The organism is Pseudonocardia broussonetiae (genome assembly GCF_013155125.1).
Lineage (GTDB): Bacteria > Actinomycetota > Actinomycetes > Mycobacteriales > Pseudonocardiaceae > Pseudonocardia > Pseudonocardia broussonetiae.
Genome location: NZ_CP053564.1, coordinates 3,470,081 through 3,492,209, shown reverse-complemented (window position 1 = coordinate 3,492,209; position 22,129 = coordinate 3,470,081). Strand labels below are relative to the sequence as shown.

Sequence of the window (22,129 nt, the reverse complement as noted above, 5' to 3'; positions counted from 1 at the left end):
GCGCCGGGCGGCACCCCTACTGGCGCGCGGGCGGCACGTCGTAGGCCGCGCAGACCGCCCGCCAGACCTCGCGGGGGTCGTAGCCGTGCTCCAGCGCCTGCTCCACCGTGCGGCCGCCGAGCTCGGCGAACACGTGGTCGCGGGCGAGCGAGGAGGCGCGAACGGCCCCGAACTCGCCCTCCATCAGCTCGCGGAACTGGGTCAGGCGCACGCCGACCAGGCTAGCGTCGCGGGCATGACGACGCCGTTGCGGCAGGTGTGGGCCCGGCTCGGCGGCGACCCCGCAGGCCCGGACCGGCTCGCGGTGACGGGCCCGCCGGCCGTGCTGCGCTCGACGTTCGCCGTGACCGACGCCGGCGTCGCCGCGGTCGGCGCGAGCCTGCTGGCCGCCACCGACCACCCAGTCGGCCTCGACACCCGCGCGCTCGCGGTCGCCCTGCGCAGCGAGCGGTACGTGCTGCGCGGCGGGGCGTCGCTCGGGGCGCCGTTCGACCCGCTCTCGGCGTTCCACCGCACCGCCGACGGCTGGCTGCGGCTGCACGCCAACTACCCGTGGCACCGGGCCGCGGCGCTGCGGGTGCTCGGGTGCACCGAGGCGCAGGTGCCGGCGGCGGTCGCGGAGCGCGCGGGCGTCGAGCTGGAGGCGGCGGTGCACGCGGCGGGCGGGGTCGCCGCCGCGGTGCGCACGCAGGAGCGGTGGCGCGAGGAGACGGGCGCACCGCCGCCGCTGGTGGAGCAGCGGGTCGTCGGCGACGCCCCGCCCCGGCCCGTCCGCCGCCCCCGCGTCCTGGACCTGACCCGCGTCATCGCGGGCCCGGTCGCCACCCGCACGCTGGCCCTGCACGGCGCCGACGTCCTGCGCCTGGACGCCCCGGACCGCCCGGAGATGCCGCTGCAGGCCGCCGACACGCTGCCCGGCAAGCGGTCCGCCCTGCTCGACCTGGCCGACGCCGCGCGGCGCGAGGAGCTGCTGGCCGGCGCCGACGTCGTCGTCACGGGCTACCGACCGGGCGCCCTGGACGCGTTCGGCCTCGCCCCGGAGGCGCTGGCGCAGCGCCACCCCGGCCTGGTCGTCGTCACCCTCTCCGCGTGGGGCGAGCGGGGGGCGTGGGGCGGGCGGCGCGGGTTCGACTCGCTCGTGCAGGCGGCGTGCGGGATCGCCGCGGACGAGGGGACGGCCGAGGCCCCGGGGGCGCTGCCCGCGCAGGCGCTCGACCACACCACCGGCTACCTCGGCGCCGCCGCGGCCCTGCTGGCGCTGGCCGCGCAGCGCCGCGAGGGCGGCACGCGGCACGTGCGGCTGTCCCTCGTCGGCACGGCGGCGTGGCTGCAGGGCCTGCCCCGCGGCGGCGCGGCCGACGTGCCGGACGTCGATCCCACCCCTCATCTGCAGGAGATCGACGACCTCACGCTGGCCGCGCCGCCCGGCACCGTCGACGGCTCACCCCTGCGCTGGCCGCGGCCCGCGCCGTCGTTCGGCACCGCGGCCCCGACCTGGAGGTAGCGTCGAGCTCATGGACTACTCGGGCGATCCCACCGGCTTCTCCTCGCCGCTCGGGCAGCTCGTGGTGCTGATGATGCTGCTCACGTCGCTGACGCTGCTGCTGCGCTGGTGGTGGCAGAACCGGAGGCGCTGAGCCGGGTGGCTCAGGTGTGCTCGGCCATGTACTCCTCGGCGCCGGTGTCCGAGTAGTCGAGACCGGCGCCGTGGGCGTGCTCGCGCTTGTACGCGGCGAACTTCTCGCCGACCTCCTGGCGCACCTCGAGCGAGGCCTTCTCCAGGAAGGGGGCGAGGTCGTCGCTCTCCTCCTCCGCGAGGTGCTCGTCGTTGGCCTCGCGGGCCTCCTGGATCCCGGCCCACCACTCGTCGCTGCCCGGCTCGTGGCCGGCGGCGCGGCGGATGCCCTGGCGGATCTCGTCGTGGTCGGAGACGGCGTCCTCGGTCTCGTCCTCGATGTCCTCGACGCGCTTGAGCAGCTGCGGGTAGAAGAACTGCTCCTCGGCACTGGCGTGGACCTCGAGGTCGGCAGCCAGCGGGGCCCAGACGGCGGCGGCGGCGGTGGGGTCGTCGCGGAGCTGCTCGAGCTCGGCGAAGCGCGCGCGGAACGACTCGTGGTCGTCGAGGATCAGGCGGATCACATCGGGCATGGGGTGCTGTTCCCGCAGGCCGGGGCGTCCAAACGGGAAAGTGTCGGACCCCCGGCGCATGATGGGGCCCGTGACCGCTCTCGACGGCTTCTCCCCCGCCACCCGGGACTGGTTCTCGGGTGCCTTCGCCGCGCCCACCGCGGCGCAGGAGGGCGCGTGGAGCGCGGCGCAGGCGGGCCGGCACGCGCTCGTCGTCGCCCCCACCGGGTCGGGCAAGACGCTGGCGGCGTTCCTGTGGGCGCTCGACAAGCTGGCGGCCGGCCCGGTGCCCGAGGAGCCCAAGCACCGCTGCCGGGTGCTGTACGTGTCGCCGCTCAAGGCCCTGGCCGTCGACGTCCAGCGCAACCTGCGCTCGCCGCTCACCGGCATCCGCCAGGCCGCGCAGCGCCTCGGCCTCGCGGTCCCCGACGTCACGGTCGGGATGCGCACGGGCGACACGCCGGCCGACGAGCGCCGCTCGTTCATGCGCACCCCGCCCGACGTGCTCGTCACCACGCCGGAGTCGCTGTTCCTCATCCTGACGTCGGCGGCGCGCGAGTCGCTCAAGGGCGTCGAGACGGTGATCCTCGACGAGGTGCACGCCGTGGCCGGCACCAAGCGCGGCGCGCACCTGGCGCTGTCGCTGGAGCGCCTCGACGAGCTCCTGCCCGCCCCGGCGCAGCGGATCGGGCTCTCGGCCACGGTGCGCCCGATCGACGAGGTGTCCACGTTCCTCGCGGGCGCGCGGCCGGTGGAGGTCGTGCAGCCGACGATCCCGAAGACGATCGAGGTCACGGTCGAGGTGCCGGTGCCCGATCTCGCCGCGCTCGACCAGCGACCCGCGCCGGGCAGCTCCGACGAGGAGGTCATCGGCTCGGCCGCGGGCACGGCCGAGCGGCCCTCGATCTGGCCGGCGGTGGAGCGGCGGCTGCTGGAGCTCGTGCGCGCGCACCGGTCGACCATCGTGTTCTCCAACTCCCGGCGCCTGGCCGAGCGGCTCACGTCGCGGCTCAACGAGCTGGCCGCCGAGGAGGCCGAGGGCGCCCAGGACCTCGACGACCTGGCGTTCCCGGCCGAGGCGGTCGGGCAGTCCGGCATCGGCGGCGGCGCTCCCCCGGTGGTCGCGAAGGCGCACCACGGGTCGATGTCGCGCGAGCAGCGCACGCTCGTGGAGGAGGAGCTCAAGGGCGGGCTGCTGCCGTGCGTGGTGGCCACCTCCAGCCTGGAGCTGGGCATCGACATGGGCGCGGTCGACCTCGTGGTGCAGGTCGAGGCGCCGCCGAGCGTGGCGTCGGGCCTGCAGCGCGTCGGCCGGGCCGGGCACCAGGTCGGCGCCGTGTCCACCGGCGTCGTGTTCCCCAAGTACCGGGGCGACCTCGTCTCGTGCGCGGTCGTGGCCGAGCGGATGACGTCGGGCGCGATCGAGTCGATGCGCTACCCGCGCAACCCGCTCGACGTCCTCGCCCAGCAGATCGTGGCCATGGTCGCGCTGGAGCCGTGGGCCCTCGACGACCTCACGCGCCTCGTCCGCCGCGCCGCCCCGTTCGCCGCACTGCCCGACTCGGCGCTGCACTCGGTGCTCGACATGCTGGCCGGGCGCTACCCGTCCGAGGAGTTCGGCGAGCTGCGGGCCCGCATCACGTGGGACCGCGTCACCGACACCCTGGCCGGACGCCCCGGCGCGCAGCGCCTCGCCGTCACCTCCGGCGGCACGATCCCCGACCGCGGCCTGTTCACCGTGATGACGCCGGGCGGGGCCGACGGCGCCGGGTCGCGGGTCGGCGAGCTCGACGAGGAGATGGTCTACGAGTCGCGGGTCGGCGACACGTTCCTGCTCGGCACGTCGAGCTGGCGGGTCGAGGACATCACCCACGACCGCGTGATCGTCACGCCCGCCCCGGGCGTGCCCGCGCGGATGCCGTTCTGGAAGGGCGAGTCGATCGGGCGTCCGCTGGAGCTGGGCCGCGCGGTCGGGGCGTTCGTGCGCGAGATGTCGGCGCTCGACACCGCCGACGCGCGGGCGCGCGCCGCGGCGGCCGGGCTCGACGAGTGGGCCATCGACAACCTGCTCGCCTACCTGCACGAGCAGCGCGACGCCACCCGCCACGTGCCGAGCGACCGCACGGTCCTCGTCGAGCGCTTCCGCGACGAGCTGGGCGACTGGCGGCTCGTCGTGCACTCGCCGTTCGGGCGGCAGGTCAACGGCCCGTGGGCGCTCGCGATCACCGCGCGGATGCGCGAGCGGCGCGGGGTCGAGTGCCAGGCGTCCGCGGGCGACGACGGGATCGTGCTGCGGCTGCCCGACGCCGTCGACGACTCGGGCACCGAGGTCGTCCCCACCGCGGAGGACGTGCTGCTCGACCCGGCCGAGGTCGAGCAGATCGTCGTGGCGGAGCTGGGCGGGTCCTCGCTCTACGCGTCGCGGTTCCGGGAGTGCGCGGCCCGCTCGCTGCTGCTCCCCCGCCGCGACCCGAGGCGGCGCAGCCCGCTGTGGCAGCAGCGGCAGAAGTCGGCGCAGCTGCTGGCGGTGGCCGGGCGCTACGAGCAGTTCCCGGTCACGCTCGAGGCGATGCGCGAGTGCGTGCAGGACGTCTACGACCTGCCCGGGCTGCGCTCGCTGATGGCCGACGTGCAGGCGCGGAAGGTGCACGTCGTCGAGGTGCAGACGCCGTCGCCGTCGCCGTTCGCGCGCAGCCTGCTCTTCGGCTACGTCGGGATGTTCCTCTACGAGGCCGACGCGCCGCTGGCCGAGCGCCGCGCCGCGGCCCTCTCGCTCGACTCCACGCTGCTCGCCGAGCTGCTGGGCTCCGAGGCGATCCGCGAGCTGCTCGACCCCGAGGTGCTCGCCGAGGTGGAGGCCTCGCTGCAGCGCCTCGCCGAGGACCGCCACGTGCGCGACGCGGAGGGCACCGCCGACCTGCTGCGGTTCCTGGGCGACCTCACCACCGAGGAGGCCGCCGCCCGCGGCGCGGCTCCGGAGTGGCTCGCCGGCCTGGAGTCGGCGCGGCGCGCGATCCGCGTGCGGATGGGCGGCGAGGAGCGCTGGCTCGCCATCGAGGACGCCGGGCGGGTGCGCGACGCGCTCGGCGCGCCGCTGCCGGTCGGGGTGCCGGAGGCGTTCACCGAGCCGGTCGCCGACCCGCTGGGCGACCTCGTGCTGCGCTACGCCCGCAGCCACGGCCCCTTCGCCGCGGCGCAGTGCGCGGCGCGGTTCGGGCTGGGTGTCGCGGTGGTGGCGGGCGTGCTCGACCGGCTGGTCGGGTCCGGCCGGGTCGTGCGCGGGGAGCTGCGGCCGGGCGCCGAGGGCATCGAGTACTGCGACGCCGAGGTGCTGCGGCGGCTGCGGCGGGGGTCGCTGGCGCGGCTGCGCGCCGAGGTCGAGCCCGTCGAGCAGCGGGCGCTGGGCCGGTTCCTGCCCGCGTGGCAGGGCGTGCGCACCGGCGCCGACGACGGCCGGCGCGGCCGGATGCGCCGTGCTCCCGGCGCGGAGGACGTGCTCGGCGTGGTCGAGCAGCTCGCCGGGGCGCCGCTGCCGGCCAGCGCGCTGGAGTCGCTGATCCTGCCCGCGCGGCTGCCCGGCTACACCCCCGCCCTGCTCGACGAGCTCACCGCGGCGGGCGAGGTCACCTGGACCGGGTGCGGCCCGCTGACCGGCAGCGACGGCTGGCTGGCGATCGCCCCGGCCGACGTCGCCGACCTGCTGCTGCCCGAACCCGAGCCCGACGTCGCCGACGCGCCGCTGCACCGCGCCCTGCTCGCCGCGCTCGACGGCGGCGGCGCGCTGTTCTTCCGGGAGCTGGCCGACCGGGCCGGGCGCGCGCTGGTCGAGGCCGGCGACGCGGGCCCCGGCGACGACGCCGTGGTCGCCGCGATCTGGGACCTCGTGTGGGCCGGGCTGCTCACCAACGACACGCTCGGCCCGCTGCGGGCCCGGCTCGGCGGCGGCAAGGGTGGGGCCCACCGCACCCGGCGCACCGCCTCCCGCGGCCGGTACGCGCAGTTGCGGGCGGGGCGGCCCACGATGCCCAGCCGGGGCGGGCCGCCGTCGGTGGGCGGGCGGTGGGCGCTCGCCGTCGACCGCGAGCCCGACGCCACCCGCCGCGCGCACGCCCGCGCGGAGGCGTTCCTGGAGCGGCACGGCGTGCTCACCCGCGGGGCGCTGAGCACGGAGCGGGTGGTCGGCGGGTTCGCCGCGGTCTACCGGGTGCTCCGCGCGATGGAGGACTCCGGGCGCGCGCGGCGCGGGTACGTCGTCGAGGGGCTGGGGGCGGCGCAGTTCGCGGTCCCGGGGGCGATCGACCGGCTGCGCGCGATGTCACGGCCCGACGGCGCGCCGGGCGAGGACGGGCTCTCGCGGGTGGTCCTCGCGGCCGCCGACCCGGCGCAGCCCTACGGCGCGGCGCTGCCCTGGCCCCCCACCGCGGGCGACACGAAGCACCGGCCCGGGCGCAAGGCGGGCGCGCTCGTGGTGCTGGTGGAGGGGGCGCCGGCGCTGTACGTGGAGCGGGGCGGCAAGTCGCTGCTCTCGTTCACCGCCGAGCACGACGAGCTGGCGGCGGCCGCGCAGGCGCTGGCCGGGGCGGTGCACGAGGGGTGGCTCGGGTCGCTGGCGGTGGAGAAGGCCGACGGGGTCGGGTCGCTGGGCTCCGAGCTCGCCGACGTGCTCACCGAGGCCGGGTTCCGCGTGACGCCGAAGGGGCTGCGCCTGCGGGCCTGACCTGGCGCCGGTTCACAGCCAGGAGGCGGTCGCGCACGTAGCGGGCGGTCGCACGGGTTGCAGCGTGTGCGACGGGCCGGTGGGGGTGCGACGAGCGCCGGGAACCCTCCCGCCCGCCGTGCGGCAGACTTCCGCCGGAGCGAACGGACGAGGAGGCGGTATGCGGGCCGGTCCCGGTGACGAGACCCCGGCGCAGCGGCGTCGGCGGCGCGAGGAGGAGGAGCGCCGCCGGCGGCAGGAGGAGGCCGCCCGGCGGCGCCAGGAGCAGCGGGAGGACGCGAGCGACGCCGTCGAGGGGGCGGCGGACGTGGTCGAGGCCGGGTCGGGCCTGGGGGTGCCCACCGGTCTCGGCCGCGGCCGCACCTCCGGCGGGCGCTCCGACGGCGGCAGCGGCGGGTGGGGCTGCGACGGCTGGCCCGGCGGGGGCTCGCGCGGGTCGGGATCGTCCGGGGTGTCCGGGCCGTCCGGCGGCGGAGGGAGCAGCCGGGGCGGTGGGAGCGGCAGCGGGTGGGGCTGCGGTGGCGGCTCCGGCGGACGCTCGGGAGGCGGCGCGTGCGACAGCTGCGACGGGTGCGACTGCAACCTCTCGCTGCTCGCGATCACCCGGCTCTCGACCCTGCTCCTGCTGGCCGCGGCGGTACTGCCCGACCGCGGCGGCAGCGCGCTGGCCCGCGGCCTGATCCGGCTCTACCGACGCCGGCTCACCCGGTTCACGCCCCGCTGCCCGTCGACGCCGAGCTGCAGCGCGTTCGCCCTCGCCGCCGTGCAGGAGCGCGGCGCGCGCCGGGGCCTGGTGGCGGCCGCCCGGCGGGTGCGCGACTGCGGCACGACCGGCACGACCGGCACGACCGGGGGCAGGGCTCAGTAGAAGTCCGGCGACCCGAGCAGCCGCCCGACGACCAGGTCGACGTAGCCCTCGACGACGTCGTCGAGGCAGAGGTCGCGGTCGTCGTGGAACCAGTGCGAGAAGCCGTTGAGCATGTCGCAGATGGCGAAGGCGGCCAGCCGGGCGTCGGGCACCGCGAACTCCCCCGACGCCGCCCCCGCGGCGACGCACCCGCGGACGCGGCGCTGGTAGTAGCGGCGGTGGTCGTCGACGACCGCCCGGTGCTCCGGCGTCAGCGCGGCCATCTCGTGTAGGCCGACGAGGTGCTCGACGCGGCGGCGGTGCAGGTGCTCGAGGTGCGCGCGCACGAGCGCGGCGAGCCGCTGCGAGGGGGTGCCGGCGGCGTCGAGCAGGGGCAGGTTGAGGGTGTTGGGCTCCTCGGTGACCGTCAGGCAGATCGCGTAGAGGATCTCCTCCTTGGCCGCGAAGTGGTGGTAGAGGCTGGCCCCGCGGATGCCGACGGCGTCGGCGATCTCCCGCATGCCGACGGCGGCGTAGCCCTGCTCGGCGAAGATCCGCGCCGCGGCGGTGACGATCTGCTCGCGCCGGGCTGCGCCCCGACCTCCGACGGCCGCCGCCCGAGCGGGCGGGGCGGAGGAGGCGCCGGCCGGGCGGGCGGGCGGACCGGACGCCGACCCGGCGGGTGCCCCGCCTGCGGACGGGGCCCCCGGCCGGCCGGGTGCCCCGCCGGCGGCCGGCGCCCCGGGCGCGCTCACGCCGGCAGCTCCACCTTGCGCAGCTCCCGCTTGAGCACCTTGCCCTGGGCGTCGACCGGCAGCGCGTCGACGAGGTGCACCGCCTTGGGCGCCTTGAACGTCGCGAGCCGCTCGCGGCAGAACGCGACGACCTCGGCCGGGTCGGGGCTCTCCCCCGGCTTCACGACGACGAACGCCGTGACGGCCTCCGACCAGTACGGGTCGGGCCGGCCGACGACCGCGGCGCGCAGCACGGCGGGGTGCGTGTGCAGGACCCGCTCCACCTCCTGCGACGACACGTTCATCCCGCCGGACTTGATCATGTCGCCCTTGCGGTCGGCGAAGAACAGGTTGCCCGCGTCGTCGACGCGGACGATGTCGCCGGTGCGCAGCCAGCCGTCGCGCAGCACCGCGGCGGTGCGCTCGGGCTCGCGGTGGTAGCCGAGCATGACCGAGGGCGAGCGGCAGATCAGCTCGCCGACCTCCGCGTCGTCGTCGTTCTCGTCGACGACGCGGGTCTCCAGGTGCGTGACCGGCCGCCCGATCCACGACGGGTCGCCGCCGGGGACGTCGTCGAGGGTGGCGAACCAGCCGACCGTGCCGAGCTGCGAGAGCTCGGACTGGCCCCAGTAGGTGCCCCACCGGGCGTCGGGCGCGGCCGCCGACCACGCCTCGACCGCCGCCGGGGCGACCTGCCCGCCGTAGGTCATGCACCGCCGGACGGCCCCGACGGCGTCGGGACCGAAGCCGGGCTGCGCGGCGAGCGCGAGGTAGAACGTGGGCGTCTGCGCGATCACCGTGACGCCCTCGCGCGCGACGATCTCCAGCGCGCTCGCCGGCTCGACCGTCGCGGGCAGCACGAGCGTGGCGCCCATCAGTGTCAGCGTCGTCATCGACCCGAGCCCGGCGATCGTGAAGAACGGCATGACGAACAGCCACGTGTCGTCCGGCCCGGTCTGCAGCCCCCAGCTCCACGCCGGCGCGGTGGAGATCAGGTAGTTGCGGTGCGGGATGAGCACGCCCTTGGGCTCGGCGGTCGTGCCGCTGGTGTAGACCAGCATGGCGACGTCGTGCTCGTCGACCTCGGCCTCGGGCTCGGTGTCGGGCTGCGCGCCCAGCTCCGCCTCCAGGCCCGGCCCGAGCACCACGGGCTCCCCGGGCACGGCGCCCGCGAACTCCGGGGCGACGAGCACGGCCGCGGGCCGCGCGTGGTCGAGCTGCCAGGCCACCTCGTGCTCGCGCAGCATCGGGTTGACCACGGTGAACGCCGCACCGAGCTTGAGCGCGCCGTAGTAGGCCGCGACCACGTCGACGGAGTTGCGCGCCATCGCCGCGACGACGTCGCCGCGGCCCACCCCGCGCCCGGCGAGCAGGTGCGCGAACCGGTTGGCCCGGGCGTCGAGCTCGCCGTACGTCGTCTCGACCCGGTCGGGGGTGTAGCTGACGAACGCGACCTTGCCCGGCTGCGTGCGGGCGTGACGGCGGAGTTGGTCGCCGATCGTGGCGCGGCCGATCGGCGAGCGGTGCTGCGGGGCGAGCGTGCCGGTCATGCGAACAGGGGCTTCGCGAACGACTCGGCGTACACGATCTCGTCCACCGGCGTGCGGGTGAGCTTGGTCGGGAACGGCTTCTCCGGGTAGCCGACGGCGATGTGCGCGGCGGTGATGAAGCCCTCCGGTATCGCCAGCAGCTCGCGCACCTTCGGCTCCTCGATGCACAGCAGCGTGGTGAACGCGGTGCCGACGCCCTGGTCGCGCAGCGCGAGGCAGAGGTTCTGCACGGTCGGGTAGATCGATCCGCCGCCGACGACGGAGAGCCGGCCGAGCTCGGTGTCGGTGGGGTGCAGGCCGTCGAGCTCCGCGCACGCGACGACGATCGCGGGCACCTCGGCGAGGTGCTCGGCGAAGAAGTCGGCGTCGGTGACGGTCTTGGGCAGCGCGCCGACGTTGACGTCACCGCTGGAGATCGCGTTGAAGTACGCCTTCCAGAGCGGCAGGTACAGGTCGGCCAGCGCCTGCTTGGTCGCGGGCTCGCGCACGACGACCCAGCGGACCGGCTGGCGGTTGCCGCCCTGCGGCCCGAAGCGGGCCACGTCGAACGCGGCGCGGAGCACCTCGTCGGGCACCGGGTCGGGTCGGAAGTAGCGGCACGTGCCGGTGGTGCGCATCGCCTCGGTCAGCTCCATCGCTGCTCCCTGTCCGCTGTGAGGTGGAGTAGGCAGCATGGTGGCGGATGTGATGCAGGTCAAGCGTCCGTCTTCCGCAATTCCCTAACCACGGTTAGGCTCGGTCGGGTGAGCGACGACGCCCTGACCGAGCCCGTGCCGTCCGCCGTGCCCGGGCGCGAGGCGCTCGCCGCCGCGATGCTCGACGCCAACCTGCCGACGCTGGTGGCCGTGCTCTTCCAGCTCACCGGCGACCCGCGCTGGCTCGCCGACCCCTACCGCCCGACGCGCAGCCGCGGCATGGAGGACAACGACTCCGGGGGCTTCCCGCCGGAGGTCCAGGAGCAGATCCGCGCGGCGGCCGTCGAGGCGGTGCTCGACTGGGCCGCCGGCCGCCCGCCCGCCGTGCCCGCCCCGACCGGTGACGACCTCGTCGCGCTGATGAGCCTGGCCGTCGGGGAGGAGGTCGGCGCGGAGTACGAGCCGATGACCGCGGCCGACATGGGCTTCCGCGACGAGCCCCCGCGCCGCGTCGACACCGACCTGCGCGTCGTCGTCATCGGGGCGGGCGTCTCCGGGATGCTCGCCGCGATCAAGCTGCGCGAGGCCGGGATCGAGCCGGTCGTGCTCGAGAAGAACCTCGACGTCGGCGGCACCTGGCTGGAGAACGCCTACCCCGGCGCGGGCGTCGACACCCCGAGCCACCTGTACTCGTACTCCTTCGCGCCGCGGCAGTGGTCGACGCACTTCGGCAAGCGCGACGAGGTGCTCGACTACCTGCGCTCCGTCGCCGACGCGCACGACCTGCGCCGCACCGTCCGCTTCGGCGTCGAGGTGGCGAGCGCGCACCAGCACGACCAGGGCTGGACGGTGACGACGACGGCGGGCGAGGTGCTCGAGGCCGACGTCGTCATCACGGCGGTGGGCCAGCTCAACCGGCCGAAGGTGCCCGACCTGCCCGGGCTCGCGGAGTTCCGCGGACCGCTGTTCCACTCCGCGCGCTGGCCCGAGGACCTCGACGTCACCGGCAAGCGCGTCGCCGTCGTCGGCACCGGGGCGAGCGCGATGCAGATCGTGCCCGCGATCGCCGGGAGGGCCGGGCACGTCACGGTGTTCCAGCGCTCCGCGCAGTGGGCCGCACCGAACGACGTCTACTTCTCCGAGGTCGCCGAAGGTGCGCGGCTGCTGCTCGCGCACGTGCCGTTCTACCGCCGCTGGTACCGCACGCGGCTGTCCTGGAACACCGGGGACCGCGTGCACCCGGCGCTGCAGGTCGACCCCGACTGGGAGCACCCCGAGCGCTCGGTCAACGCGGTCAACGACGGCCACCGCCGCGTGTTCACCCGCTACCTGCAGTCCGAGCTCGACGGGCGCGAGGACCTGCTGGAGCGCGCGCTGCCCGACTACCCGCCGTTCGGCAAGCGGATGCTGCTCGACAACGGCTGGTTCGCCGCCCTGCGCCGCGACGACGTCGACCTGGTGACGCAGCCGGTCGCGGCGGTCACTGCCACGGGCCTGCGCGCCGCCGACGGCACCGAGGTCGAGGCCGACGTGATCGTGCTGTGCACCGGGTTCGAGACGACGCGACAGCTCTGGCCGATGGACGTCCGCGGCCGCGACGGCGCCGTCCTGGCCGACGTCTGGGGCCCCGACGACGCCGACGCGCACCTCGGGATCACCGTCGCCGGGTTCCCCAACCTGTTCCTGACCTGCGGCCCGGGCACCGTGCTGGGCCACGGCGGCAGCTACATCACCGTCGCCGAGTGCCAGGTGCGGTGGATCGTCGACGCGATCACGACGATGGCCGAGCGCGGCTACGGCACCGTCGAGATCACGCCCGAGGCGCACGCCGACTACGCCGCCCGCCACGACGCCGCGCACGACGCCATGATCTGGACGCACCCCGGCATGCGGAACTGGTACCGCAACCCCGCGGGCCGGGTCGTCTGCGCCATGCCGTGGCGGATCGTCGACTACTGGCGGATGACGCGCGAGGTCGACTGGTCCGAGCTGGTGGTCGAGCCGCGCAGGAGTCGGGTGCACGCGCCCGGACACCCGACGCCCGGCGGGTGACCGCGGTCACCGCCGTCGCGCAGGATCAGGGCATGACCAGCCACGCGATCGACCCGGAGCTCGCCGCCGTCGTGCCGATGCTCCCGCAGCTCGACCTGACCGACCTGCCCTCCGCCCGCGCGAGCATGACGGCCCTGGTGGCCCAGCTCGGCGCGCCGGACGCGACCGGCGTGCGGGTCGAGGAGGTGTCGGCGCCCGGGCCGGAGGGGGCGCCCGACGTCCGCCTGCGCGTGTACCGGCCCGAGCGCGTCGCCGCGCCGGCGGCCGTCTACGACGTGCACGGCGGGGGCTTCGTCCTCGGCGACCTCGAGACCGACCACGCCCGCAACCTGGAGATCGCCCGCGAGCTCGGCGTCGTCGTGGTGTCGGTGGACTACCGGCTCGCGCCGGAGACCCCGTTTCCCGGCCCGCTCGAGGACGTCTACGCCGGGCTGGTGTGGACCGCGAAGAACGCCGCGGAGCTGGGCGTCGACCCGGAGCGCATCGCCGTGCACGGGGTGAGCGCGGGCGGCGGGCTCGCCGCGGGGCTGACCCTGCTGGCGCGCGACCGCGGCGGCCCGTCGATCGCGTTCCAGTACCTCGGCGTCCCCGAGGTCGACGACCGCCTGACGACGCCGTCGATGACCGCGTTCACCGACACCCCGATCTGGAACCGTGCCCGCGCCGTCGTCAGCTGGACCTCCTACCTCGGCGCCGGCGTGCCCGGGACCGACGGCGTGTCGCCCTACGCCGCTCCGGCCCGGGCCACCGACCTGTCCGGGCTGCCCCCGGCGTACGTGTCGGCGATGCACTTCGACCCGCTGCGCGACGAGGGCATCGCCTACGCCTTGGCCCTGCTCGCCGCGGGCGTGACCGTCGAGCTGCACCTGTTCCCCGGCACGTTCCACGGGTCGGGGCTGGCCCGGCACGCGGCCGTGTCGCAGCGCGAGCACGCCGAGGAGACGACCGTGCTGGCGCGGGGGTTGGGTCTCTAGCTCAGGCGCGCGCGAGCCGGTGCGCCAGCAGCGCGCAGCGGGCGCGGAACCGGCCGGCGGGGTCGTCGAGGGTCCAGCCGACGGCGGCCTGGACGTGCGCGAGGCGGCCCGCCACGGAGCTGTGGTGCAGGTGCAGCGCCGCGGCGGCGCCGCGCAGGGAGCCGGTGCGGCAGAAGGCGTCGAGCGTCGCGAGGTCGAGGGCGGGCAGCGCGGCGAGCGCCACGACGTCGGGGTGGGCCGCCAGCACGGCGGACGGGACCTCGGCGAGCAGCGCCGGGGCGCCGAGCGCGTCGTGGTCGACGAGCTCGCCGGGGGCGTCGGCGAAGCGCAGGGCCAGGCGGGCCTGACGCCAGGAGGTCCCGGCGTCCAGCGCCGCGACCGCCCCGCCCAGCCCGCCGCGGGGGCCGCCGTCGAGCGCCGCGCGCAGGGCGTCGACGGTGCCGGTGCCGCCCCGGGCCTGCAGCAGCGCGGCGACGACCCCGCCGACCTCCGCGGCGCGGACGGCGTGCCCGGTGCCGGTGGCGAGCGCGCGCAGGTCGGCCCCGGGCTCCAGGGCCGCGACGCGCAGCGGCCGCCCGGGCTCCAGGCCCAGCAGGTGCAGCGCGCGGGAGCGGTCCTCCTCGGCCTCCCGCCCCGAGAGCACCAGCTCGACGAGCGCTGGGTCGGCGAGGTGCGGGGCCGCGGGGACGGCGCCGAGCAGGCGCGCGGACAGCGCGAACCGCTCCAGCACCAGCTCGTCGAACGGGCCGGGCGGACCGTCGCGCTCCAGGCGGACCGAGCCGCCGCCGGGCAGCGCCACCTCCCCCGACGCCGCGGCCTCGGCGACCGGCCGCCCGTCCGGACCGGAGCGCAGGACCGGCTCGGCGGGCCGCACGAGCGCGGCCGGGCACTCCGCGAGCGCGGCCGTGGCCCGGACCAGTGCGGGCAGCGTCGCACCCCGCTCCACCAGGGCGTCGAACCAGGCGATGACGCGCACCGCGGCCTCCGCGTCGGCGTCGACGGCGGACAGGCGCAGCAGCAGACCCTCCATCGCGGCGACGCTACGGCGCGCCGGTCGTCGCGGGAACCCGCTCAGGCCCGGGCGCGGCCCCGCTTGCGGCTGGGCCGGTGGCCCGAGGGGTGCCTGCGGGGCGCGGCCCGCCTGATCGGCTTCGGGCCCGGGATCGGCGCGGGTGCCGGGGCGGGGGCGGGGGCGACCGGCACCGGCGGGCCGGCGGCGTCGAGGCGGGTGAGGACGACGTGCTGCTGCACGAGCGTCCACACGTTGTTGGTCAGCCAGTACAGCAGGATCGCGACCGGGAACGGGAAGAACAGGCCGCCGACCAGCGCGCCGAGCGGGAAGATCCACGGCGTCAGGCGCAGGACCGACGCGGCGGGGCCGGTGGGCGCGGTCTGGCGCGCGAGCGAGTGCCGGGCCGTGACGTGCGTGGCGACCGCCGCGACCACCATCAGCGGCAGCGCGACGGCCGCGACCTCCCAGCGGTCGACGTGGGCGCCGAAGGAGTCGAGCAGGTCCTGCGGCATCGACAGGTAGGACGACAGCGGCGCGCCGAACAGCCGCGCCTCCAGGAACGAGCGGACGTCGCCGGGCGGGAAGACGTAGTTGGCGATCGCGGCGTTCTGCTCGAACGACAGGCCGGCGCGGTTGAAGCCGTGCAGCACGTGCAGCAGGCCGACGAACACGGGGATCTGCAGCAGCGCGGGCAGGCAGCCGCCGAGGGCGCTCACCCCGTGCTCCCGCTGGAGGTCCTGGGTGGCGCGGGCGAGCGCGGCGCGGTCGTCGCCGTGGCGGGTCTTCAGCTCGGCCATCCGCGGGGCCAGCGCGCGCATCGCGCGCCCCGACCGCACCGACGCGAGGAACGGTTTGATCATGACGGCGCGCAGGGTGAGGACGAGGAAGACGACGGACAGCGCCCAGCCCAGGCCGCTGGACGGGCCGAGCAGCAGGGCGAAGAGCTGGTGCCACGCCCACATGACGGCGGACACGGCGTAGTAGATCGGATCGAGCACGGGAGACACTCCGGGGGCAGCCGGGACGGGGGACGCGTGTCCGGCAGGAGCGTCGAGCAGCTACACCGCCGGGAACGGGTCCGCCGGGGCGCGTGAACGGGTGCGGCCCGCGGCGTCGGGGTCGCGCTGGCGGGGCACGGCGCGGCGGGCCAGCGCACGGCGGCGCTCGCGGGCGGCGACGGCCGGTCCGGTGACCAGCGCCGACGGCGGCACCGCGGGGTGCGCGACCCCCCAGGCCAGCAGCAGCGCGCCGACCGCGCCGAGCACGAGCGACGAGCCGCCGCCGTCGGGGCCCGCGTCGAGGAGCCCGGCGTCGAGCAGGACGGAGAACAGCAGCGCGCACAGGAGCAGGACCGACCCGCCCACCCGCGCCCGCGCGTCCCGCATGCGGCCACGGTACCCCGGCGTGGGCGGGAAACGGCTGGCCTGCGGCACGGCGGCGGGGCACGGTGGCGCGCGTGCTCACCGCGCCCGACGTCCGCCTCCTCGCGCCGCTGTTCCCGCCCGAGCGACCCGGGCCCCTGATCCACGCCCACGCCGCGGCCACCGGCGTCGGGTGCGCGCGGGTCGACCGGTGGCCGGACCCGCGCGCCGCGCTCGTCACGCTGCCCGGCGGCAACCACGCCCTGGGCGGCGATCCCGACGCCCTCACCCCCGACGACCTCGCCGGCGTCGCCGGGTTCGTCGACGCCCCCGGGCACTGGCGACCGCTCCTGACCGGCGCCGACCCGCACGTCGGGACGTGGCGCCGGCTGTTCGCCGAGCTCCCCGCGTCGGTGCCGGTCCCCCGGTCCGACGCCCGGTTGCTGGGCCCCGCCGACGTCGATGCCCTCGCCGCGCTCGACCCCGGCAGCGCCTGGATCCACGACACCTGGGGCGGGGCGGCGGCGCTCGCGGCGGCCGGGGTGGCGCGGGCGGTCGTCGTGGACGGGCGGGCGGTGTCGGTGGCCGTCCCGTTCTACCGGGGCGAGCGCTACGAGGACATCGGCGTCGTCACCGATCCGGCGTTCCGGGGGCGGGGGCTGTCGACGGCCTGCGCGGCCGCGGTGGTGCACGACGTCCGCGCGCGGGGGCGGACACCGACCTGGACCACCTCCCCGCCCAACCTCGCGAGCCGGGCGGTGGCGGCGCGGCTGGGGTTCGTGGGGGTCGGGGAGGGGGTGCTGCACGCCCTGGGGGTGCCGGTGCCGGACTGACCGCCCGCCGCCTCCGCACCCGCGCGCGCCCGCCGACCGCCCCCGCCCCACCCCGAGCCCTTGCCAAACCCACCCACCGCCGCACTTCGCCCTCCCCCACGCGCCTCCGCCCGCCCTCCTCGCGCGCCCTCCTCGCGCGCCCTCCTCGCGCGCCCTCCCGCGCTCCCCGCGCGCCCGGCCCGCGCCCTCCGCCCCCGCCCACTCGCCCACGCGCCCCCGTCCAAGTGACAGTGGAGTGGCTTTACTGCCACTGGACGCCAGTAAAGCCACTCCACTGTCACTCGCAGGGGGGGGGGCGGGGCGGGGCGGGGCGGGGCGGGGCGGGGCAGGGCGGCGGGGCGGGCGGGGGGCGGCGCGGGGGGCGGGGGGCGGGGCGGGGCGGGCGAGGCCGGGGCGGGCCGCTACTCCTGGTCCGCCCTCAGCAGGCCCCGCTGGTACGCCGCGGCCACCGCCGAGGCCCGGTCCCGCACCTCCAGCTTCGCGTAGACGTGAAGCAGGTGGGTCTTCACCGTCGCCTCGCTGATGAACAGGGCGCGGGCGGTCTCGCGGTTGGTGGACCCGGCCGCCACGAACCGCAGCACCTCCATCTCGCGCGCGCTCAGGGCGTCGGCGGTGCCGCCACCCCGCCCGACCCCACGGACCTGCCCCATCAGGCGCCCGGCGACGGCGGGCGAGAGCACGGCCTCGCCCCGGTGCGCGGCGCGGACGGCGCGCAGGAGCTCGTCGCGCGGGGTGTCCTTGAGGAGGTAGCCGGTGGCGCCGGCCTCGACGGCGGGCAGGACGTCACGGTCGGTGTCGAACGTCGTGAGCACCAGGACGCGCACCGCCGGGGCCGCGCGGCGCAGCTCCCGGATGGCGTCGACGCCGCCCATCACCGGCATCCGCAGGTCCATGAGGACGACGTCGGGCGCGGCGGCGGCGACGCGGGCCAGCGCCTCCGCCCCGTGCCCGGCCTCGCCGACGACCTCCATGTCCGGCTCCGCGTCGAGCACCCCGCGCAGTCCGTCGCGGACCACCGGGTGGTCGTCGACGACCATCACGCGGATCACGCCTCGCCCCGTTCCGCCGGGATCGCCGGCACGCTCGCGCTGATCGCCGTGCCGTCGCCCGGCGCGCTCTCGACCGTGAACGTGCCCGACACCCGCCGGACCCGCTGCTCCATCGCGGTGAGGCCGAACCCGGTCCTGGCGGCGGTGGGATCGAAGCCGGTGCCGTCGTCACGCACGTCGAGCACCACGACGTCGTCCATGTAGGACAGCGTCAGCCCGGCGCGGGTCGCGCCCGCGTGCCTGCCCACGTTGGCCAGCGACTCCTGCGCCACGCGGTAGAGCGTCACCTCGATGTCGGGCAGCAGCGGCACCGGGTCGCCCGTGACCTCCACGTGCACGCCCACCTCCGCCGTCTCCGCCCACTCCTTGGCCATGTCGGTGATCGCGTCGGGCAGGCGGGCCCCGGCGAGGCGGCCGGGGGCCAGCGCGTCGACGGAGCGGCGGGCCTCGGTCAGGCTCTCGCGGGCGAGCGCGCGGGCGGTGTCGACGTGCCGGCGCCGCGCCGCCTCGTCGGCGCTGTCGGCCGCCTCCAGCTGCGTGACGATGCCGGTCAGGCCCTGGGCGAGGGTGTCGTGGATCTCGCGCGCCATCCGCGCCCGCTCGTCGGAGACGCCGGCCTCGCGAGCCTGGGCGAGCAGCCGGGTGTGCAGCTCGGCGTTCTCGTCGAGGCTCTCGGCGAGGCGCCGGTTGGTCTCGTTGAGGTCCGCGATGGTCCGGGCCCGGCGCTGCGACAGCTCGGCGGTCCGGGCGCCCATCACGGTGAAGGTGGTCGCGACGGTGGCGATCAGCACCGTGATGACCGCCCACGCGACGACCAGGAGCGGACCGAGCTCGTTCAGGCCGCCCCCGATGGTTCCGTAGGCGTGCAGCACCGCCATCGCGGCGATGCCGACGTAGCGCCAGCGTCCGCGCAGGTACTCGTAGGAGTGGGCGTACCCGGCGAGGGCCAGGAAGGCGAACCAGGGCGAGAGGTGCACCAGCGCGGCGGTCAGCAGGAGGAGGACCACGACGTAGACGGGACCCACCCGCGGGTCCGACGCCCGCACGCGCGGCCGACCGCAGTCGCCCGCCGCCGGTGCGCTCGTCCGGAACGCCAGCACGTACGCCCAGACCGCGGCGGCCGCCACCAGCGCCGCGAGCGGCCTCGCCGCGGGGCCGCTCACGGTCTGCGTGGCCGCGGTGATCGCGCTGCCGATCGCCAGGCCGGCGAACGGCCCGTAGCGGCCGATCGCCCACTCGACGCGGGCGCCGATGTCGACGGGTTCGGGCTCCGTGGTCACTCCCACCGGAAGAACCTAGCCGCGACCGCGGTCGCCGCAACGGCCACGAGCGCCATCACGAGGAGCTGCACCGGCTGCGGACCGGCGCCGGTCCAGGCGTCCTGGAAGGCCGTGATGCCCGGCGGCACGTACGCCCCGATCGCCACGACGGGCTCGGGCAGCAGGAACTTCGGCAGGTACACCCCCGCGAAGAACTGGGTGAGCATGAACAGGACCGTGCCGATCGCCGTCGCGGTGCGGGCGCGCGGCGCGACCCCGGCGACGACCAGCCCGAGCGCGAACACCGCCGAGGTCCCCAGCAGGAACGCCGCCGCGAAGCCGAGCGGGTGCCGGGGCGCGGGCACGTCGAACACGCCGACGGCGACCGCGACCATGAGCAGCGAGCCCGCCGCCGCCGTCACCAGGTTGATGAGCAGCTGCGCGACGATCACGGCCTGTGGGCGCACCGGCGTCGTCGACAGGCGGCGCAGCACGCCCTTCTCGCGGTAGGTCGCGAGCCCGACCGGCAGGGTCTGCAGGCCGAGCACGGCGATGCTGACGGCCAGCAGCGACGGCGCGAAGTACTCGGTGAACCGCAGACCGCCGAACACCTCCGCCGGCTCCCGCAGCGCCGGGATCGAACCCAGGCCGGTGAGGATCGCGGCCGGCAGCAGGATCCCGAACAGCGTGGTGGCCGGGTCCCGCAGGAACAGGCGCAGCTCGGTGCGGGCGAGGACGGTGGTCATCGGGTTCCCTTCGTGCCGGTGAGCGCCAGGAAGGCGTCGTCGAGGTCGGCCTGCTCCAGGCGCAGGTCGACGGGGACGACCCCGCGGGCGGCGAGGGCGGAGGTGACGGCCGTGAGCAGGTCGCCGTGGCCGGTGACCTCGATCCGGGCGCCGCGGCGGGTGACCGTGCGCACCTGCGGCAGCGCGGTGAGCACGGCGTCGAACCGGTCGTCCGGGTCGTCGACGTCGGCGCGGAAGCGCAGGGTCTGGCCCGCGGGCAGGGCGGCGACCAGCCCGGACGGGGTGTCGAGCGCGACGACGCGGCCCCCGTCGATCACGGCGAGGCGGTCGCAGAGGCGCTCGGCCTCCTCCATGAAGTGCGTGACGAGCACGACCGTGACGCCGGAGTCGCGGATCTGCTCGATCGCGTCCCAGGTGTCGCGGCGGGCCTGCGGGTCGAGGCCGGTGGTGAGCTCGTCGAGGATGGCGACGCGCGGGTTGCCGACGAGCGCCAGCACGATCGACAGCCGCTGCTTCTGCCCGCCCGACAGCTGGCCGAAGGGGGTCTCGCGCTTGTCCGCGAGGCCCCAGCGCTCGATGAGCGTGCCGGGGTCGGCGGGGGCCGGGTAGAACGACGCGAACAGCTCGACGGCCTCGCGCACCCGCAGCTTGTCGGGCAGCTCGCTCGCCTGGAGCTGGATGCCGAGGATCTCGCGGACGGCGGCGCGGTCGCGGCGGGGGTCGAGCCCGCACACCGAGACGCGGCCGCCGTCGGGGCGGCGGAGCCCGCCGACGCACTCGACGGTCGTGGTCTTCCCGGCCCCGTTCGGCCCGAGCACGCCGAAGACCTCGCCCTCCTCGACGGTGAAGGACACGTCGTGCACGGCGACGTGGTCGCGGTAGCGCTTGTGCAGGTCCTGCACCTCGATGACGGCCATGGGAACGATCCTGCGCGGCCGCGGCGCCGGGCGGATCGACCGCGGAGGCGGGGCCGGTCAACCGATCGGTGGACCCCGCACCTCACCTCCCCGCGAGTCGGGCTCTCGTTGTGCGCGAGTCGGGGTCTCGTGGCGCGCGAGTCGGGCTCTCGCTGCGCGTGAGTCGGGGTCTCGTCGCGCGCGAGCCGGGCGGGCCGGCGCCGCCCGGACTAGGTTCGGTCCGTGCCTGAGGGTGACACCGTCTACCTGGCCGGGAAGCGCCTGCGGGCCGCGCTCACCGGCGAGACGCTCGTGCGCGGGGAGCTGCGCCACCCCCGCCTCGCCGAGCACGACCTCACCGGCCGGACCGTCACGGGCGTCGCGTCGGTGGGCAAGCACCTGTTCACCCGCTTCGACGACGGCCGCAGCCTGCACAGCCACTTCCGCATGGACGGCTCGTGGCACCTCTACCGGCCCGGCATGTCGTGGCAGCGTCCGGCGTACGAGGCGCGGGCGGTCCTGGCGACCGCGGAGCGCGTCGCCGTCGGGTTCGCGCTGCACGACATGGAGCTGCTGCCCACCGCCGACGAGTCGCGGCTGGTCGGGCACCTCGGCCCCGACCTGCTCGACCCCGACTGGTCCGACGCCCACGCCGCCGAGGCCCTGCGCCGCCTCACCGCGCGCGGCGACTCCGAGATCGGGCCGGTGCTGCTGGAGCAGCGGGTGATGGCGGGCGTCGGCAACCTCTACAAGACCGAGGTCTGCTTCCTGCGCGGGATCTCGCCGTGGACGCTCACCCGCGACGTCCCCGACCCCGCGGCCGTCATCGCCCTGTCCCGCGAGCTGCTGCTGCGCAACGCCGACCGCCCCGAGCAGTCCACCACCGGCGACCTCGGCCGCAACCAGCACTGGGTCTTCGAGCGCGGCGGCCAGCGCTGCCGCCGGTGCGGCACCCGGATCCGCGTGGCCGAGCAGGGCGAGAGCGTCTACGCCCGCCTGTCCTACTGGTGCCCGGTGTGCCAGCCCGGCCCCGCCCCGGCCCCCCACCCCCCGCCGCGCCCCCCGCCGCCGCTGACCCTCCCGCCGAGTTTGCGGATCGGGCACGGGGTGTTGGCCGATCGCGTACGACCTCCGCCCGCAGGACCGGAGATCACCGGCTCGGCACGTTCCCGGCCACATGCGTCCCCGAACGCGCCGAAGTGGCGATCACCGACCGCCGGGGCCGCGGCGACTCCCCGGACGCCGGCGGCGAACTCGCCGGACACCAGCGACGAACTCGCGCGGCTCAGCGGCGAACTCGCCGGGCGACAGCGGCGAACTCCCCGGGCAGCGGCGGC

19 protein-coding genes and 1 pseudogene are annotated in these 22,129 nt (G+C 76.6%); 8 read left to right on the top strand and 12 right to left on the bottom strand.

Annotation, left to right across the window (positions count from 1 at the left end; all coding sequences use genetic code 11):
* Window positions 1-16: 16 nt before the first annotated feature.
* Window positions 17-211, bottom strand: a complete 195-nt coding sequence (locus HOP40_RS17230; protein WP_172159832.1) for a DUF3046 domain-containing protein — start codon at window positions 209-211, stop codon at window positions 17-19.
* A 24-nt stretch (window positions 212-235) separates the two neighbouring features.
* Between HOP40_RS17230 and HOP40_RS17225 the strand changes: the two genes are divergently transcribed.
* Together HOP40_RS17225 and HOP40_RS36460 are read left to right on the top strand one after the other, a co-directional pair.
* On the top strand, window positions 236-1,504 hold the full coding sequence (locus HOP40_RS17225; protein WP_172159830.1) for a CoA transferase: 1,269 nt from the start codon (window positions 236-238) through the stop codon (window positions 1,502-1,504).
* Between the two features lie 10 nt (window positions 1,505-1,514).
* Window positions 1,515-1,637, top strand: coding sequence for a hypothetical protein (locus HOP40_RS36460; protein ID WP_255425225.1), 123 nt, complete (start codon window positions 1,515-1,517; stop codon window positions 1,635-1,637).
* Window positions 1,638-1,647: 10 nt separating this feature from the next.
* Here the strand turns inward: HOP40_RS36460 and HOP40_RS17220 are convergent, their stop codons facing one another.
* Complete coding sequence (locus HOP40_RS17220; protein ID WP_172159828.1) at window positions 1,648-2,148, bottom strand: hemerythrin domain-containing protein; 501 nt, start codon at window positions 2,146-2,148, stop codon at window positions 1,648-1,650.
* A gap of 58 nt (window positions 2,149-2,206) precedes the next feature.
* Here HOP40_RS17220 and HOP40_RS17215 point away from each other — a divergent pair, with 58 nt between their 5' ends.
* Together HOP40_RS17215 and yidD are read left to right on the top strand one after the other, a co-directional pair.
* A complete protein-coding gene (locus HOP40_RS17215; protein WP_172159817.1) occupies window positions 2,207-6,844 on the top strand; it encodes an ATP-dependent helicase in 4,638 nt (1,545 codons plus the stop codon).
* Between the two features lie 160 nt (window positions 6,845-7,004).
* On the top strand, window positions 7,005-7,712 hold the full coding sequence (gene yidD / locus HOP40_RS17210) for a membrane protein insertion efficiency factor YidD (RefSeq protein WP_172159815.1): 708 nt from the start codon (window positions 7,005-7,007) through the stop codon (window positions 7,710-7,712).
* Here the strand turns inward: yidD and HOP40_RS17205 are convergent.
* The 3 genes from HOP40_RS17205 to HOP40_RS17195 are packed head-to-tail and all read right to left on the bottom strand — an operon-like array spanning window position 7,706 to window position 10,610.
* A complete protein-coding gene (locus HOP40_RS17205) occupies window positions 7,706-8,446 on the bottom strand; it encodes a TetR/AcrR family transcriptional regulator (protein ID WP_172159813.1) in 741 nt (246 codons plus the stop codon). The two genes, yidD and HOP40_RS17205, sit on opposite strands and share 7 nt — an antisense overlap.
* Window positions 8,443-9,975 (bottom strand): class I adenylate-forming enzyme family protein, encoded by a 1,533-nt coding sequence (locus tag HOP40_RS17200; protein ID WP_172159811.1) that lies wholly within the window; start codon window positions 9,973-9,975, stop codon window positions 8,443-8,445. Before HOP40_RS17200 ends, HOP40_RS17205 begins: the two co-directional genes overlap by 4 nt.
* Window positions 9,972-10,610, bottom strand: a complete 639-nt coding sequence (locus HOP40_RS17195) for a nitroreductase family protein (protein ID WP_172159809.1) — start codon at window positions 10,608-10,610, stop codon at window positions 9,972-9,974. The genes HOP40_RS17200 and HOP40_RS17195 overlap by 4 nt, the downstream gene beginning before the upstream one ends.
* 108 nt (window positions 10,611-10,718) lie before the next feature.
* Between HOP40_RS17195 and HOP40_RS17190 the strand changes: the two genes are divergently transcribed.
* Complete coding sequence (locus tag HOP40_RS17190) at window positions 10,719-12,662, top strand: flavin-containing monooxygenase (protein WP_240157726.1); 1,944 nt, start codon at window positions 10,719-10,721, stop codon at window positions 12,660-12,662.
* A 32-nt stretch (window positions 12,663-12,694) separates the two neighbouring features.
* Entirely contained in the window at window positions 12,695-13,636 is a 942-nt protein-coding gene (locus HOP40_RS17185) for an alpha/beta hydrolase (protein WP_172159807.1), read from the top strand.
* Window position 13,637: 1 nt separating this feature from the next.
* Here the strand turns inward: HOP40_RS17185 and HOP40_RS17180 are convergent, their stop codons facing one another.
* The 3 genes from HOP40_RS17180 to HOP40_RS17170 are packed head-to-tail and all read right to left on the bottom strand — an operon-like array spanning window position 13,638 to window position 16,033.
* Window positions 13,638-14,666, bottom strand: a complete 1,029-nt coding sequence (locus tag HOP40_RS17180) for a helix-turn-helix domain-containing protein (protein WP_172159805.1) — start codon at window positions 14,664-14,666, stop codon at window positions 13,638-13,640.
* Between the two features lie 41 nt (window positions 14,667-14,707).
* Window positions 14,708-15,646 (bottom strand): membrane protein insertase YidC, encoded by a 939-nt coding sequence (yidC, locus tag HOP40_RS17175; protein ID WP_172159803.1) that lies wholly within the window; start codon window positions 15,644-15,646, stop codon window positions 14,708-14,710.
* Between the two features lie 60 nt (window positions 15,647-15,706).
* Window positions 15,707-16,033, bottom strand: a complete 327-nt coding sequence (locus tag HOP40_RS17170; RefSeq protein ID WP_172159801.1) for a DUF6412 domain-containing protein — start codon at window positions 16,031-16,033, stop codon at window positions 15,707-15,709.
* A 71-nt stretch (window positions 16,034-16,104) separates the two neighbouring features.
* On the opposite strand from HOP40_RS17170, the gene HOP40_RS36455 reads away from it, so the two are divergent.
* Window positions 16,105-16,842, top strand: coding sequence for a GNAT family N-acetyltransferase (locus HOP40_RS36455; RefSeq protein WP_205347217.1), 738 nt, complete (start codon window positions 16,105-16,107; stop codon window positions 16,840-16,842).
* A gap of 401 nt (window positions 16,843-17,243) precedes the next feature.
* On the opposite strand, the gene HOP40_RS17160 is transcribed toward HOP40_RS36455, so the two are convergent.
* Genes HOP40_RS17160 through HOP40_RS17145 form a run of 4 tightly spaced genes read right to left on the bottom strand, consistent with a single transcriptional unit; the run spans window position 17,244 to window position 20,813 of the window.
* Complete coding sequence (locus tag HOP40_RS17160; protein WP_205347216.1) at window positions 17,244-17,891, bottom strand: response regulator; 648 nt, start codon at window positions 17,889-17,891, stop codon at window positions 17,244-17,246.
* Window positions 17,888-19,177 carry a sensor histidine kinase gene (locus tag HOP40_RS17155; protein WP_240157725.1) on the bottom strand — a complete coding sequence of 430 codons (1,290 nt, stop codon included), beginning with the start codon at window positions 19,175-19,177 and terminating at the stop codon, window positions 17,888-17,890. The genes HOP40_RS17160 and HOP40_RS17155 overlap by 4 nt, the downstream gene beginning before the upstream one ends.
* A complete protein-coding gene (locus tag HOP40_RS17150; RefSeq protein ID WP_172159799.1) occupies window positions 19,168-19,896 on the bottom strand; it encodes an ABC transporter permease in 729 nt (242 codons plus the stop codon). Before HOP40_RS17150 ends, HOP40_RS17155 begins: the two co-directional genes overlap by 10 nt.
* A complete protein-coding gene (locus HOP40_RS17145) occupies window positions 19,893-20,813 on the bottom strand; it encodes an ABC transporter ATP-binding protein (RefSeq protein WP_172159797.1) in 921 nt (306 codons plus the stop codon). The genes HOP40_RS17150 and HOP40_RS17145 overlap by 4 nt, the downstream gene beginning before the upstream one ends.
* A 222-nt stretch (window positions 20,814-21,035) precedes the next feature.
* On the opposite strand from HOP40_RS17145, the pseudogene HOP40_RS35940 reads away from it, so the two are divergent.
* A pseudogene (locus tag HOP40_RS35940) lies at window positions 21,036-21,830 on the top strand (DNA-formamidopyrimidine glycosylase family protein); the annotation flags it as partial.
* Between the last annotated feature and the right edge of the window lie 299 nt (window positions 21,831-22,129).